The following is a 13,005-nucleotide window of genomic DNA, read 5'->3' as shown; positions in this document are numbered from 1 at the left end:
TGCGCGCCGCGCAGCAAGGCGGGCGTAAGCAGGCCCGCGCGAGTCAGGCCTCGGCGCGAAGCGCGTTGGTCACTGGTAGTTCTGCGCCTGCGGCGACGCGAGCGTGCGCAGCTGGAACTTGCCGTTGTCGTTGAAGAGCCAGTCCTCGAACATGTCGAGCTGGCCAGCGGAATTGAGCAGGCCGCCGGGCGGCGGCGGCAGCGGCGCGGCGCGGCGCAATGTTGCGAGGGCGGTGGCTTCGGCTTCGTCGTCGCCGTTGGTCCGGTAAACCGATGATTTCACGATCTGGCCATTGCGATTGACCGTGAACGACACGACCACGAGCGAGCGCAGCATGGCCTGTGGCGCGCCGTGGAGAACGTAGGACGGGTTGTGCTCGACGATGTGTTTCGCGACCGTGGTGCGGTAGTCGTCGAGGGTGGCGCTGTTGATCGCCGCGGGGGGAATGACGAGGAGCGGCCTGGGCGGCGGCGTGATCGTGCAGGCGCCGAGGCAGCCGAGCATCGCGAGCAGCAAAACCAGGCCGAGGCGCCGTGCGAGGGAGGCGCGAGGTGCGGATGAACCGCAAGACAACTGGACGCGGATGAGCATGTCGAACAAGCTCGGAAGCGGAACCTGAATCGAGCTTAGACGATACGCAGCGGGAAGCAATCAGAACTGTCCCGCGTAGTTCACGGGACGTGCGAAACGGCGAGGGTGCTCGAGGCTGCTTATTCGACTGGGAACTGCGCGCAGGGATCGGCAGCGGTCGTCGCGCAGGCGTACGAATACTCGCCGCTCTTCAGGAACAGCTCCTTGCCGACCTGGAAGTTGTCACGCAGATTGGGCGAGCTTTCCCACGCGATGTAGCTGGAGCACATCACGGCGAACAGGACGACAAGCGAAAACGCGAATTTTTCGAGCAGTTGGTATTGGTGCGGCATGGCGATCTTTCCCATCAATGGGTACGATTTTACCTCGTGATTAGGGTTTTCACCTAGTGAATTGAGCGGGATTTGCTGAAGTGATTTTTGGGTTTGACCCTTTAAATGCGATCGGCGTGTCGCAGCGCGCTGCGCGAGCGTGATCTGCCAGCGCAAAATAACTCGCAGTCCTGATTATTTGTGGCGCGATATTGACCACACATTCTCGCGTGGCACAGGGACGGTGTCTCGTAGATCAGCGGCGTTTCGGCCTGACGGCCGGCACTTTGACGACACGCTGGCGCTGGGACGCGCCAGGTTTCACGAATTGGCGGAGGCGGTGAGATTCGAACTCACGGAAGGGTTACCCCTTCGCCGGTTTTCAAGACCGGTGCATTCAACCACTCTGCCACACCTCCGGAGCCGCGCATTGTAACCCGAAACGCACACGCGACGGCAGTCGCCCAGTCGATCCAGGTCGACCTCAGTGCGGGTCCTTGAGGAACAGCGCCTGCAAATCGTTCAGGAACCGCTGCCCCAATTCGGTCGGCGCGATCTTTTCATAGTCGCGCGTGATGAGCCCGCGCCGCTCGGCTTCCTGCAGCGCCGGTTCGATCGTCGTGATCGGCAGTCCCGTGCGTTCGATGAAGCGATGCACCGGAAATCCTTCCACGAGCCGCAGCGCATTGAGCATGAACTCGAACGGCAAGTCGCGTGCGCCCACTTCGTGCTCTTCCTGGACCGGCGTGCCCACCCGCGCCTGCTCGATAAAGGTCGCCGGATGCTTGTAGCGCGCCTGGCGCACGATGCGGTTCGGAAACGAGAGCTTCGTATGCGCGCCGGCGCCGATCCCGAGATAGTCGCCGAAGCGCCAGTAGTTGAGGTTGTGCCGGCATTGGCGATCCGGCTGTGCGTAAGCCGAAACCTCGTAGCGCGCGTATCCCGCGCCCGACGTGCGCTCGTGAATCCAGTCCTGCATGTCGGCGGACTGGTCGTCGTCGGGCAGAGCAGGCGGAAACTTGGCGAACAGCGTGTTCGGTTCGAGCGTCAGATGATACAGCGACAGATGCGGCGGCTTGAACGAGAGCGCCGTCTCGATGTCGGCCTCGCATTCGGCGAGCGTCTGCTGCGGCAGCGCAAACATCAGGTCGAGGTTGAAGTTGTCGAAAGTCTTCGCCGCGACTTCGACCGCATGGCGTGCCTGCGCCGCGTCGTGAATGCGTCCGAGCGCTTTCAGATGCGCTTCGTTGAAGCTCTGGATGCCCACCGAAAGCCGGTTCACGCCGCTCGCGCGAAACTGCGCGAACTTCGCGGCTTCGAAGGTGCCTGGATTCGCTTCGAGCGTGATCTCGGCGTCGGCGTCGAGCGGCAGCAGGGCGCGCACGTCCGAAAGCAGTCGATCGAGACCCGCCGCGGAAAGGAGGCTAGGCGTGCCCCCGCCGATGAACACCGTATGCACCTGGCGACCCCAGACGAGCGGCAGCGCCTGCTCGAGATCGGCGCGCAGGGCGTCGAGGTAATCGTCTTCGGGGAAGCGCTCGCCCTTCCATTCATGCGAGTTGAAATCGCAATACGGGCACTTGCGCACGCACCACGGAAAATGCACGTAGAGCGCGAGCGGTGGCAGCGAAGTGAGGCGAATGCTGCCAGGCATCGTGAACGACTGGACCACCTCGATGCCAATTCGATGCTGCTGGCTCACGCTTCCTCCTGGAGTCGCGCGAGCAGTTGGCGCAGGGCAATTGCGCGATGGCTCGACGCGTTCTTGAGCGCCGGATCGAGCTCGGCGGCCGTGGCTTCGAGCTCGGGAACGTAGAAGTAAGGGTCGTAGCCGAAGCCGTTGTCGCCGCGCGGCGCGTCAAGCACCACGCCGTGCCAGCGGCCTTCGGCGATGAGCGGCTCGGGGTCGTCGGCATGGCGCACGAGCGCGAGCACGCAGTAGTAGTAGCCGCGGCGATCCGCGTGATCTTTCAGGTTCGCGACGAGCAGCGCGTTGTTCGCCGCGTCGCTCTTCTCGCCGCCCGCGAGCTGCGCGTAACGCGCCGAATACACGCCCGGCGCGCCGCGCAGCGCGCGCACGCACAGGCCCGAGTCGTCGGCGAGCGCGGGCAGGCCCGTGAGCTTCGCCGCATGGCGTGCCTTGGCGAGCGCGTTCTCCACGAAGGTGGGATGCGGCTCCTCGGCCTCCGGCACGTTGAGCGCGCCTTGCGGCACGAGCTCGATGCCGGCCGCGCCGAGCAGCGCCGCGAACTCGCGCAGCTTGCCCGCGTTGTTCGAGGCGAGCACGACGCGCGAGAGCGCGCGAGCCGCGGTTTTAGCCGTCGAATCCGGCTGCAGATCAGCCATGCGAGATCTCCAGCGCCGCCTTCTGCTTCTCGATCAGCGAGCGGATGCCGCTTTGCGCCAGATCGAGCAGCGCATTCAGTTCTTCACGCGAGAACGGCGCGCCTTCTGCCGTGCCCTGGACTTCGACCATGCCGCCCGAGCCCGTCATGACGACATTCATGTCGGTGTCGCACTGCGAGTCTTCGTCGTAGTCGAGGTCGAGTACCGGCACGCCTTCGTACACGCCAACCGAAATCGCCGCCACGTAGTCGGTGATCGGCGAGCGTTCGATGCGGCCCGTGGCCAGCAGCTTCGAGACGGCGTCGTGAGCCGCCACGAACGCGCCCGTGATGCTCGCCGTGCGCGTGCCGCCATCGGCTTGCAGCACGTCGCAATCGAGGTTGATGGTGCGCGCACCGAGCGCCTCGAGGTCGAACACGGCGCGCATCGCGCGGCCGATCAGGCGCTGGATTTCCTGCGTGCGGCCCGTTTGCTTGCCGCGCGCGGCTTCGCGGTCGCTGCGCTTGTGCGTGGCGCGCGGCAGCATGCCGTATTCGGCGGTGAGCCAGCCCTGGCCCTTGTCGCGCAGGAACGGCGGCACGCTTTCGGACACGCTCGCGGTGCACAGCACCTTGGTGTCGCCGAACTCGACGAGGACCGATCCTTCGGCGTACTTCGTGTAGTTGCGGGTGATGCGGACTTCGCGAAGCTGGTCGGCGGCGCGGCCGGAGGGGCGCTGGATGGATTGGGTCATCGTGAAGGGGCGCGAGGGCGCGAGAGGGAAGGGGAAACCGTGATTTTACCGCCTCCGCGCGCCTCGCGACGGGCGCGGCCGGAAGGCGGCGGGACGGCGACGGGAGGGTGGAAAGCGGGCCGCCCCGTCCGGAAGCGGCATGCAGCCCGCGCTTGCGAAGGCGCGCCCTCAAAAATGGGATAATGCGGTTTCTCCGCCCCGCGCTTTTCGTCCATTCGCGACAACACGCCGGGCGCCTCGATTTCCTCGCCGTGACCCGCGCGCGCAGCGCACGACGCCACGGCTTTCTTCGCGAGACGAACCATGATTTACAGCATGACCGGCTATGCCAGCGCCACGCGCGAGCTTGCTGCGGCTTCGGGCACGGGCGGCGCGAGTATCTCCGTCGAATTGCGCACGGTGAATTCGCGCTTTCTCGACCTGAACTTCCGCATGCCCGAAGACGTGCGCGTGTGCGAGCCCACGCTGCGCGAAATGCTGATGACGAAGCTCTCGCGCGGCAAGGTCGACATCCGCATCAACATCCAGAAGAGCGAGCAGGGCGCCAGCGCGGGCGCGCTCAACCGCGACGCGCTCGATCAGCTCGCCGGGCTCGAGCGCGCCGTGCTCGAAGCGTTTCCCGAGTCGGGCCGTCTGCGCACGGGCGAGATCCTGCGCTGGCCCGGCGTGCTGGCGGAAAGCGGCGTGGCGGCCGAGGTGCTGCGCGACGCCGTGCTCGGCTGCGGCAAGCAGGCCATCGCCGATCTGATCGAAGTGCGCGCTCGCGAAGGCGCGCAGCTCGCCAACATGCTGCTTGCGAACGTGACCGAAATGGAGGCGATCGTCGCGCGCATCACGCCGCTCGTGCCGGAGCTGATCGCGAAGCACCAGCAGAAGATCGTCGAGCGTCTGCAGGAAGCGCTCGGTATCGCCGCGCCGGACAGCAATGGCAACGGCGGCAGCATCGGCAACATCTCGCGCGAAGAAATCGCCGAGCGCATCCGCCAGGAAGTGACGATGTATGGCATTCGCATCGACATCGCCGAAGAGCTCTCGCGTCTCACGGCGCACCTGAACGAAACGCGTCACGTGATCGAGAAGGGCGGCCGCGTCGGCAAGCGTCTCGACTTCATGATGCAGGAGCTCAACCGCGAAGCGAACACGCTCGGCTCGAAGGCGGCGGCGAAGGAACTCGCGGACGCCTCGATGACGCTCAAGCTGCTCATCGAGCAGATGCGCGAGCAGGTCCAGAATCTCGAATGAAGGAAACAACGAACATGACCGACCAAAGCAGCGCCCCCAAAGCGGACGCGAAGCAGGACAAGAAGCGCAATCCGTACGCGGGCATGTACCCCGGCAACCTCTTCATGGTGGTGGCGCCGTCGGGGGCGGGCAAGTCGACGCTCGTGAACGCGCTGCTCGCCGAAGACAGCGCGATCCGCCTGTCGGTTTCGTACACGACGCGCGTGCCGCGTTCGAAGGAGCGCGACGGCGAGCACTATCACTTCACGACCGTCGACGACTTCCTCACGCGCCACGCCGCGGGCGAGTTTCTCGAGAGCGCGGAAGTGCATGGCAACTACTACGCCACGTCGCGCGTGTGGATCGAAGACCAGATGAAAATCGGCCATGACGTCCTGCTCGAAATCGACTGGCAAGGCGCGCAGCAAGTGAAGAAGCAGTTCCGCAATTCGGTGGAAATCTTCATCCTGCCGCCGTCGCTCGAGGCGCTCGCCGACCGCCTGAAAAAGCGCGGCGAAGACGAGCCGAACGTCATCACGCGACGCCTGCTTGCAGCGGGCAGCGAGATCGCGCATGCGAGCGAATCGGAGTATGTCGTGATCAACGAGAACTTCGATCGCGCGTTGCAGGAGCTGCGCAACATCGTGAGCGCCACGCGCCTGCGCTTCGCTTCGCAATACGCGCGGCATACCGAGCTCTTCGTGCAGCTCGGTATCCACCACCCGCAGCCCGGCGCGTCGGGCACATAAGGTAGAATAAGAACCTGCTGAGAATGAGAAGGAACCCGACATGGCCCGCATCACCGTCGAAGATTGTCTGAAACAGATTCCGAACCGCTTCGAACTGGCGCTCGCCGCGACGTATCGCGCCCGCCAGCTCGCACAAGGTCACACGCCCAAGATCGAAAGCCGCGACAAGCCAACCGTTGTCGCGCTGCGCGAGATCGCGGCTGGCCAGGTCGGCCTCGAAATGCTGAAGAAGGTGCCCGTCTAAGGGCGCGTTCCGAGGCATTGTCGATCGCCATGTAGTTTTGTACCGCCGCAGCCGCTTTAACCGTCAACGCCAAACCTGATACGGAGGGGAACATGAGCATCACGCCCTCGCCGGCCACCGACGTGGACCAGGAAGCCGAGACTGCGAGCCCTGCGCGCAATTACATCGACGCGGTCCTCGAACAGTCGTTTCGCCATCTGTTCGGTCCGACCGCGACGCCGGAGCAGCCCCGCAAGCACGGGGTCGTCTCTATCGCCAATCTGACCGCCGCGCTCTCCGGTTACCTCACTCCCGAGGAAATCAAGGAGGTCAAGGCGGCGTTCCACTTCAGCGATGAAGCCCACCTCGGGCAATATCGCCAGAGCGGCGAACCCTATATCACCCATCCCGTCGCCGTCGCGGAAATCTGCGCTGGCTGGAAGCTCGACGCGCAGTCCATCATGGCTGCGCTCCTGCACGACGTGATGGAAGACCAGGGTGTGACCAAGGCGGAACTCGCCGAGCGCTTCGGCGCGAAGGTCGCGGAACTGGTCGATGGCCTGTCGAAACTCGACAAGATGGAGTTTCGCAACCGCGAGGAAGCGCAGGCGGAGAACTTCCGCAAGATGCTCCTCGCGATGGCGCGCGACGTGCGCGTGATTCTGGTGAAGCTCGCCGACCGGCTGCACAACATGCGCACGCTCGGTGCGGTGCCGCCCGAAAAGCGCCGCCGCGTGGCGCGCGAGACCATCGACATCTACGCGCCCATCGCGCACCGTCTTGGCCTGAACAACACCTATCGCGAGCTGCAGGACCTGAGCTTCGCGAACTTCAATCCGAATCGCTACGCCACCCTCGAAAAGGCGGTGAAGGCCGCCCGCGGCAATCGCCGCGAAGTGGTGAGCAAGATTCTGGAAGCGGTGCAGCGCGGCATTGCCGACGCGAAGCTCGACGCCGAAGTCACCGGCCGCGAGAAAACCATCTTCAGCATTTACAAGAAGATGCGCGACAAGCAGTTGTCGTTCTCCCAGGTGCTCGACGTGTACGGTTTTCGCGTCGTGGTCGAGTCGGCGCTCGAGTGCTACACCTGCATCGGCGCGCTCCATGCGCTCTACAAGCCGGTTCCGGGCAAGTTCAAGGACTACATCGCCATTCCCAAGGTGAACGGCTATCAGTCCCTGCACACCACGCTCGTGGGCCCGTTCGGCGCGCCGATCGAATTCCAGGTGCGCACGCGCAAGATGCACGAGATCGCCGAAGCCGGCGTGGCGGCGCACTGGCTCTACAAGAACGGCGGCGCGGATCTCAACGACGTGCAAAAGCGCGCGCACCAGTGGCTCAAGTCGCTGCTCGATATTCAGAGCGAAGTCGGCGACTCGAGCGAATTCCTTGAACACGTCAAGATCGACCTGTTCCCGGACGCCGTCTACGTCTTCACGCCGAAGTCGAAGATCATGGCGCTGCCGCGCAGCGCCACGGCGCTCGATTTTGCCTATTCGATCCACAGCGACCTCGGCAACCAGTGCGTGGCCGTGAAGATCAACAACGAGCTGCTGCCGCTGCGTACGGAATTGAAGAGCGGCGATATCGTCGAGGTGATCACCGCGCCGTACTCCAAGCCGAATCCGGCGTGGCTCGGTTTCGTGCGTACCGGCAAGGCGCGCTCGGCGATCCGGCACTATCTGAAGACGATGCGTCTCACGGAGTCGGTGCAACTGGGCGAGCGGCTCGTCGATCAGGCGCTCAAGGGCTACGGCTACCAGCTTTCGGAAGTCACGCCGGAAGTGTGGGAGAAGCTGGTCCTGTGGACCGGCAACAAGAACCGCCAGGAAATTTTCGCCGACATTGGTCTTGGCCGGCGCGTGGCGGCGGTCATGGCCAAACGCATCGAAGTGCTGATGAGCGGCCAGGACGCCGACGACGCCGAGCATCACCATCCGCCGCGCGACCCGAATGCGCCGCCGGCGCCGCCTGTCGTCATCACGGGCACCGAGGGCATGTCGGTGCAGCTTTCGGCTTGCTGCCGCCCGATTCCCGGCGACAGCATCATGGGCTATATCGGCATCGGCCTTGGCATGGCGATCCATACGACCGACTGCCGCGTGGCGCAGCGCATCCACCGGCGCGACCCTGGCCGCTGGATCGACGTGGCGTGGGCACCGCAGCCGGGGCGTCTGTTCGACGTCGCCGTCAAGGTGCTGGTGAAGAACACCAAGGGCGTGTTCGCGCGCGTGGCGGCCGACATCACGTCGGCGGACGCCAACATCGTCCACATCGCGATGGACGACGATCTGGCACAGGAATCGAACATGTTGCGCTTCGTGATCCAGGTGAGCGATCGCGTGCACCTCGCGAACGTCATGCGCCGCGTGCGCACGAATCCGGACGTGATGCGCATTGCGCGCGAGCGTTCGAGCGACGACGGGCACCATCGCCACGACGGCGGCATGCGCATCGAGCGCGAGCGCGCGGATTATTGATCGGGGCGACCGGTTCGTGCCACGGACCGCTCCCACAGCGCGTCTCGCGCGGTAATCTATCGTTATCTCATCGGCCGCGCCTTCGCGGCAGCCTGACCGCGCTTGCCGGTCATGTACCCATCTTCCTTCGAACCGAAACGAGGGACTCGCAATGAACGTAGCTGAACTGACCGGACTCGCACTCGACTACTGGGTGGCGCGCAGCCTGCCGGACTTCGTGCGTGAAATCTATTTCACCGACAGTGGCGAGACGGTTGCCGTGCGCGGCAACGATCGCGGGCGTCCGTGGGATGGCCGCTTCATGCCCACCGATTCGTGGGAGGCGGCCGGCGTGGTGCTCGACCGCGCGAGGCGCGTCGAGCTGCGCGGAGGCGAGCCGGCTTCCTGTGTGGCCGAGTTCGAGGGGGAGTCGGGGGCAGTCCTGGAGGCCTATGGAGAAACTACGCGTGAGGCGCTGCTGCGGGCGTTCGTCGCGAGCCGCTTCGGTAAGACGGTAGGGCAGATGCTGAGGCAGCCGCAGGCGTTGCTGGGCATGGGCATGGAGCCTGTGGGGGAGCCCAGCGCGATTGGCGACGTGGAGGACCTGCCGCGTCCCGACGCCCAGATCGGCGACATCGGCACGCCGCCGCGCTAGGGTTTCGCTTCTCGCGATACGCCAGGCACACCCAATTCTGCAGCTGAAAAGACAAAGGGCCTTTCCGTACGGAAAGGCCCTTTATTTGGTGGCGCGGCTGGCAGGATTCGAACCCACGACCCCTTGGTTCGTAGCCAAGTACTCTATCCAACTGAGCTACAGCCGCACGCTAAGACGATACTAGTTACACACTATACTGCTTGAAACCCTTCCCGGATCAAACTGACGGGAAGCGCTTCGAATAAATGGTGCGGCTGGCAGGATTCGAACCCACGACCCCTTGGTTCGTAGCCAAGTACTCTATCCAACTGAGCTACAGCCGCACGCAGAAAAGAGATTATAGCAGGGCTTCGAAAAAAGGGAAGGCCCTTATCGTGATTTGTCTTGGGGCGAGGTTCGTGTACGCTGGCAGTAGTGAGTGCATCAGTACACATAACGCAGTGATCCCATCATGAACAAGGCCTTTGTCAAAGAATCGACCGACGACGACGACGATCTCGAAGCCGGTCTTCCGGAGATTCCCGCCGGCACGAAGAACTACATCACGCCCGCCGGCTATGAGCGCATGCGCAGCGAGTTGCTGCACCTGATAGACGAAGCGCGGCCCGAAGTGGTCAAGCTCGTCTCGTGGGCCGCCTCGAACGGCGACCGTTCCGAAAACGGCGACTACATCTACGGCAAGCGCAGGCTGCGCGAAATCGACCGCCGTATCCGCTTCCTCACGAAGCGGCTGGATCTGGCCGAGGTCGTGGACAGCAGCCGGCAGGAGAGCGTGGACCAGGTATTCTTCGGTGCGACCGTCGAGTACGGCACCGAAGACGGCGAGGCGCATACGATCACGATCGTCGGCATCGACGAGGTCGATCTCGACCGCGGCCGCGTGAGCTGGGTTTCACCCGTCGCGCGGGCGCTCCTGAAGGCGAAGATCGGCGATCAGGTCACGCTGCACACGCCGGCAGGGCCGGAGCCGATCGACGTGCTGGACGTGCGCTATCCGCCGCCGCACGCCTGAATGGATCCCTCGTCGCAGAAATAGAGAAAGGCACCCGAGGGTGCCTTTTTCAGCTGCAGTGCTGGCCGAGGCGGCCAGCAGCGTGCTGCTTAGAAGCGGTGACGCATACCAACCGTCACAGCAACCTGGTCTTGACGGGTCGATGCCGAACCCAGACCGTTCAGGTACGCGCCGATACCTTCCTGGTTCGACGACACGTGCTGCCAGTCGCCTTGCAGGTAGACGTCGGTGCGCTTCGACAGTGCGTAGTCCGACTGCAGTGCGACCGTGTTGTAGTTCGGGTTCACGCCGCCGCCGAAGTTCGCACGGGTGTACGTGTACGCGCCAGCCAGGCTCAGAGCCGGGGTCAGAGCGTAACGGATGTTGCCTTCGAAGTTCTGGAAGCGTGCGCTGTTCCCACCGAGCGAGATGCCATTCTTCGTACCCGACTGCGTGGGCGAGATGTTAACCGCGTTGCCCAGTTGGGTCTGCGTGTAGACGAAGCCAGCCGTTGCCGGGCCGAACGTGTAGTTCACGCCGCCGCCGAACGTGCTTTGGCGGCCTGCGCCGAACGTGTAGTCGCCTGCTTGTGCGCCCGAGAACGAAGACGAGTTGAACTGCTGGTTGTTGATGTCGTTGTTTGCGTGCAGGTAAGCAGCTGCAACGTTCAGGCCGGCGTAGTTATACGTCGCGCCGAAGCTGTACGCACGGTTATTCGCAAACTGGGTGCTGTTCGAGAACGAGTACGTGCCGCCGAACTTGAAACCAGCGTAGTTGACGCTCGAGTACTTGACCGTGTTGTTGAAACGGACCGAGTTGTTCAGATTGTCGTTGTCATACGGGTGGGCTGCGATCGTGCCGCCGTATTGCGTGCCGGTGTTCGACAGCGGTGCGAGGTAGTCGACCACGGAGTCGTACTGGCGACCGAGGGTGACCGCGCCGTACTGGTCGCTTGCCAGACCGACGAACGCTTGACGGCCGAACATGCGGCTCGACTGGCCAAGCGTACCGTTCTGGATGTTGAAGCCGTTTTCCAACGTGAAGATGGCCTTCAGACCGCCACCGAGGTCTTCAGCGCCGCGCAGGCCCCAACGGCTGCCGTTGACCGTGCCGCTCGATGCCTTCCAGAGGCTGTGGCCGCCGGAGTTGTTTGCGTAGGTGATGCCTGCGTCGATCAGGCCGTACAGCGTAACGCTGCTTTGCGCGTGTGCAGCCGTTGCAAAAACGCCCGTCAGGGCGGCGACCATGAGAGTCTTTTTCATCTTTGTAAACTCCGAGAACAGAGGTGGGTTTCGTTGAACCCCGTTTGGGAAACCGTCCATGCGAAGCGCAGCGAGAGGCAAGTTCGCGTGGTACGAATTAATCCGTGCGAGACAATCCGTCCGAGACAATTCGTCCGTGTCGGTTTCCAGACAGGCAGAGTGTAGAGAGGGTGCTCGAAGAGGGGGTATTCCGAATTCCGCAATAAAGTATTGCGATATCAGAAATGATTATTTCGCTCGTCTTAAGCCCTGCTGGTAAAGGCTTTGAGCGGATTTCTGAGGAAGGGGGTGAAACTGTCAACCGATCGAGCGTTGTGCGATCGCTACAACGCTCGATTGCGAAAAACGGCTTAAAACGGTCTCAACTGATTATTGCGCCCGGCGTAACAGATGATTGTGCGCAGTCTACTTAATCGTCAGACCCGGGTCCGGCTATACTTCAATCGCTGCTTTCCGAAGCAGACTTTTTCGTTGACGAAAAAGATCTCCAAACCTTTGTCGGCGCGGCCTTTTCAGCCGCGCTTTTTTTTGCCCGTCTTCAGGCCACGCGCGCTACGCGTACCCTATTGGGTGCCCGCTTGCGGCGGCTCAGGCTGCAGGCTCCAGTCTTCCATTACGTAGTGCCTTGCGTCCATAGGGGAACACAGCAGGTTGTGCCAGTGGTCCCCGTGCCATGCGCCATAGGTTTCGGCTTCTTCAGCCGTTGGCGCAATGCCGTCTGTTTGTACGAGCCAATGAATCCATCGCCGCAGAGCTGTCAGCATGATGACCTCCGATGCCGCTAACAATATCGATGATGAATTGAATGTATTACTCGAACAACCGGGAGAAACACTTACGTTTGACACGAATTGTTACATTTCGGGAAAACTTCCCGGTAGAAATGACGTGAGCGAGATAATCGGGTAAAAATGACGTAGCAGTATATATCGATTCGGCTCGCATACGATTTCTTGCCGCTTTTTGATGCGTACCGCTTTTATCGTTGAATCGGGAAAGCTGTTATAAAAAATTCGCTTGACTGGCGATTGACGTTCCCCGTATAACGGCAAAGCTAATTTTTCGTTCTGCTGCAATTTCAAAACGTGGAATTCACTGAAGCGGGACGGCGGGAATTGGCTGGATACGGCGTGAGGGTTATTACCCGCGTCATTAAAATCTCGAGGGAAACTGAAACATGGAAACCGGTATCGTCAAATGGTTCAATGATGCGAAGGGCTTTGGCTTCATCACGTCTGACTCCGGCGGCGACGATCTGTTCGCGCACTTCTCGGAAATCCGCGCCGACGGCTTCAAGTCGTTGAAGGAGAACCAGCGTGTGTCGTTCGACGTCAAGGTCGGTCCGAAGGGCAAGCAGGCCGCGAACATCCAGCCGCTGTAAGTACAGCGTGCGGGCGCTCGCTGCGCGAGCGCTCATGCGACACCAGGCCCCGGGTGAACCCGGGGCTTTTTTATTTTTGACAT

The 13,005-nt window shown here is 62.6% G+C and carries 14 protein-coding genes and 3 tRNA genes; 7 read left to right on the top strand and 10 right to left on the bottom strand.

What is annotated here, in order from left to right; genetic code table 11:
* Positions 1–69: 69 nt before the first annotated feature.
* The 6 genes from M3I56_RS00480 to rph all read right to left on the bottom strand — a co-directional run bounded on the left by M3I56_RS00480 (position 70) and on the right by rph (position 3,981).
* A complete protein-coding gene (locus tag M3I56_RS00480; protein ID WP_245623706.1) occupies positions 70–504 on the bottom strand; it encodes a TonB family protein in 435 nt (144 codons plus the stop codon).
* Between the two features lie 206 nt (positions 505–710).
* Positions 711–923 (bottom strand): hypothetical protein, encoded by a 213-nt coding sequence (locus tag M3I56_RS00475; protein WP_028205175.1) that lies wholly within the window; start codon positions 921–923, stop codon positions 711–713.
* A 308-nt stretch (positions 924–1,231) separates the two neighbouring features.
* A tRNA-Ser gene (locus tag M3I56_RS00470) sits at positions 1,232–1,321 on the bottom strand.
* A gap of 65 nt (positions 1,322–1,386) precedes the next feature.
* Positions 1,387–2,556 (bottom strand): radical SAM family heme chaperone HemW, encoded by a 1,170-nt coding sequence (hemW, locus tag M3I56_RS00465; protein ID WP_254352334.1) that lies wholly within the window; start codon positions 2,554–2,556, stop codon positions 1,387–1,389.
* 44 nt (positions 2,557–2,600) lie between these two features.
* Positions 2,601–3,248, bottom strand: a complete 648-nt coding sequence (gene rdgB / locus M3I56_RS00460) for an RdgB/HAM1 family non-canonical purine NTP pyrophosphatase (RefSeq protein ID WP_254352017.1) — start codon at positions 3,246–3,248, stop codon at positions 2,601–2,603.
* Complete coding sequence (gene rph / locus M3I56_RS00455) at positions 3,241–3,981, bottom strand: ribonuclease PH (protein WP_254352016.1); 741 nt, start codon at positions 3,979–3,981, stop codon at positions 3,241–3,243. Before rph ends, rdgB begins: the two co-directional genes overlap by 8 nt.
* A gap of 303 nt (positions 3,982–4,284) precedes the next feature.
* Between rph and M3I56_RS00450 the strand changes: the two genes are divergently transcribed.
* From M3I56_RS00450 to M3I56_RS00430, 5 genes are all read left to right on the top strand, one after another.
* Positions 4,285–5,223: a YicC family protein gene (locus M3I56_RS00450; protein ID WP_254352015.1), complete on the top strand. Its 939-nt coding sequence runs from the start codon at positions 4,285–4,287 to the stop codon at positions 5,221–5,223.
* Positions 5,224–5,237: 14 nt separating this feature from the next.
* Entirely contained in the window at positions 5,238–5,951 is a 714-nt protein-coding gene (gene gmk / locus M3I56_RS00445; RefSeq protein WP_028205170.1) for a guanylate kinase, read from the top strand.
* Positions 5,952–5,991: 40 nt separating this feature from the next.
* On the top strand, positions 5,992–6,195 hold the full coding sequence (gene rpoZ, locus M3I56_RS00440; RefSeq protein ID WP_006400783.1) for a DNA-directed RNA polymerase subunit omega: 204 nt from the start codon (positions 5,992–5,994) through the stop codon (positions 6,193–6,195).
* A gap of 92 nt (positions 6,196–6,287) precedes the next feature.
* Positions 6,288–8,654 (top strand): bifunctional (p)ppGpp synthetase/guanosine-3',5'-bis(diphosphate) 3'-pyrophosphohydrolase, encoded by a 2,367-nt coding sequence (locus M3I56_RS00435; RefSeq protein WP_028205169.1) that lies wholly within the window; start codon positions 6,288–6,290, stop codon positions 8,652–8,654.
* Positions 8,655–8,805: 151 nt separating this feature from the next.
* Positions 8,806–9,288 (top strand): phage protein NinX family protein, encoded by a 483-nt coding sequence (locus M3I56_RS00430; protein ID WP_254352014.1) that lies wholly within the window; start codon positions 8,806–8,808, stop codon positions 9,286–9,288.
* An 89-nt stretch (positions 9,289–9,377) separates the two neighbouring features.
* Here the strand turns inward: M3I56_RS00430 and M3I56_RS00425 are convergent.
* Together M3I56_RS00425 and M3I56_RS00420 are read right to left on the bottom strand one after the other, a co-directional pair.
* A tRNA-Arg gene (locus tag M3I56_RS00425) sits at positions 9,378–9,454 on the bottom strand.
* Positions 9,455–9,534: 80 nt separating this feature from the next.
* Positions 9,535–9,611 (bottom strand) — tRNA-Arg (locus tag M3I56_RS00420).
* A 128-nt stretch (positions 9,612–9,739) separates the two neighbouring features.
* Here M3I56_RS00420 and greB point away from each other — a divergent pair.
* A complete protein-coding gene (greB, locus tag M3I56_RS00415) occupies positions 9,740–10,300 on the top strand; it encodes a transcription elongation factor GreB (RefSeq protein WP_254352013.1) in 561 nt (186 codons plus the stop codon).
* 89 nt (positions 10,301–10,389) lie between these two features.
* On the opposite strand, the gene M3I56_RS00410 is transcribed toward greB, so the two are convergent.
* Together M3I56_RS00410 and M3I56_RS00405 are read right to left on the bottom strand one after the other, a co-directional pair.
* Complete coding sequence (locus M3I56_RS00410) at positions 10,390–11,541, bottom strand: porin (protein WP_254352012.1); 1,152 nt, start codon at positions 11,539–11,541, stop codon at positions 10,390–10,392.
* Positions 11,542–12,104: 563 nt separating this feature from the next.
* On the bottom strand, positions 12,105–12,305 hold the full coding sequence (locus M3I56_RS00405; protein ID WP_081771740.1) for a hypothetical protein: 201 nt from the start codon (positions 12,303–12,305) through the stop codon (positions 12,105–12,107).
* A gap of 413 nt (positions 12,306–12,718) precedes the next feature.
* On the opposite strand from M3I56_RS00405, the gene M3I56_RS00400 reads away from it, so the two are divergent.
* Positions 12,719–12,922, top strand: coding sequence for a cold-shock protein (locus tag M3I56_RS00400; RefSeq protein ID WP_254352011.1), 204 nt, complete (start codon positions 12,719–12,721; stop codon positions 12,920–12,922).
* The last annotated feature ends 83 nt before the right edge of the window (positions 12,923–13,005 follow it).

This window comes from Paraburkholderia sp. CNPSo 3281 (assembly GCF_024206515.1).
Taxonomy (GTDB): domain Bacteria; phylum Pseudomonadota; class Gammaproteobacteria; order Burkholderiales; family Burkholderiaceae; genus Paraburkholderia; species Paraburkholderia nodosa.
The sequence above is the reverse complement of the archived record's forward strand: the minus strand, read 5'-3'. Positions and strand labels throughout refer to the sequence as shown.

Coding starts and splice junctions, on each gene's coding strand:
- M3I56_RS00480 (WP_245623706.1), bottom strand. CDS start 504: ATGCTCGGCTGCCTCGGCGCCTGCACGATCACGCCGCCGCCCAGGCCG.
- M3I56_RS00475 (WP_028205175.1), bottom strand. CDS start 923: ATGCCGCACCAATACCAACTGCTCGAAAAATTCGCGTTTTCGCTTGTC.
- hemW (WP_254352334.1), bottom strand. CDS start 2,556: ATGCCTGGCAGCATTCGCCTCACTTCGCTGCCACCGCTCGCGCTCTAC.
- rdgB (WP_254352017.1), bottom strand. CDS start 3,248: ATGGCTGATCTGCAGCCGGATTCGACGGCTAAAACCGCGGCTCGCGCG.
- rph (WP_254352016.1), bottom strand. CDS start 3,981: ATGACCCAATCCATCCAGCGCCCCTCCGGCCGCGCCGCCGACCAGCTT.
- M3I56_RS00450 (WP_254352015.1), top strand. CDS start 4,285: ATGATTTACAGCATGACCGGCTATGCCAGCGCCACGCGCGAGCTTGCT.
- gmk (WP_028205170.1), top strand. CDS start 5,238: ATGACCGACCAAAGCAGCGCCCCCAAAGCGGACGCGAAGCAGGACAAG.
- rpoZ (WP_006400783.1), top strand. CDS start 5,992: ATGGCCCGCATCACCGTCGAAGATTGTCTGAAACAGATTCCGAACCGC.
- M3I56_RS00435 (WP_028205169.1), top strand. CDS start 6,288: ATGAGCATCACGCCCTCGCCGGCCACCGACGTGGACCAGGAAGCCGAG.
- M3I56_RS00430 (WP_254352014.1), top strand. CDS start 8,806: ATGAACGTAGCTGAACTGACCGGACTCGCACTCGACTACTGGGTGGCG.
- greB (WP_254352013.1), top strand. CDS start 9,740: ATGAACAAGGCCTTTGTCAAAGAATCGACCGACGACGACGACGATCTC.
- M3I56_RS00410 (WP_254352012.1), bottom strand. CDS start 11,541: ATGAAAAAGACTCTCATGGTCGCCGCCCTGACGGGCGTTTTTGCAACG.
- M3I56_RS00405 (WP_081771740.1), bottom strand. CDS start 12,305: ATGCTGACAGCTCTGCGGCGATGGATTCATTGGCTCGTACAAACAGAC.
- M3I56_RS00400 (WP_254352011.1), top strand. CDS start 12,719: ATGGAAACCGGTATCGTCAAATGGTTCAATGATGCGAAGGGCTTTGGC.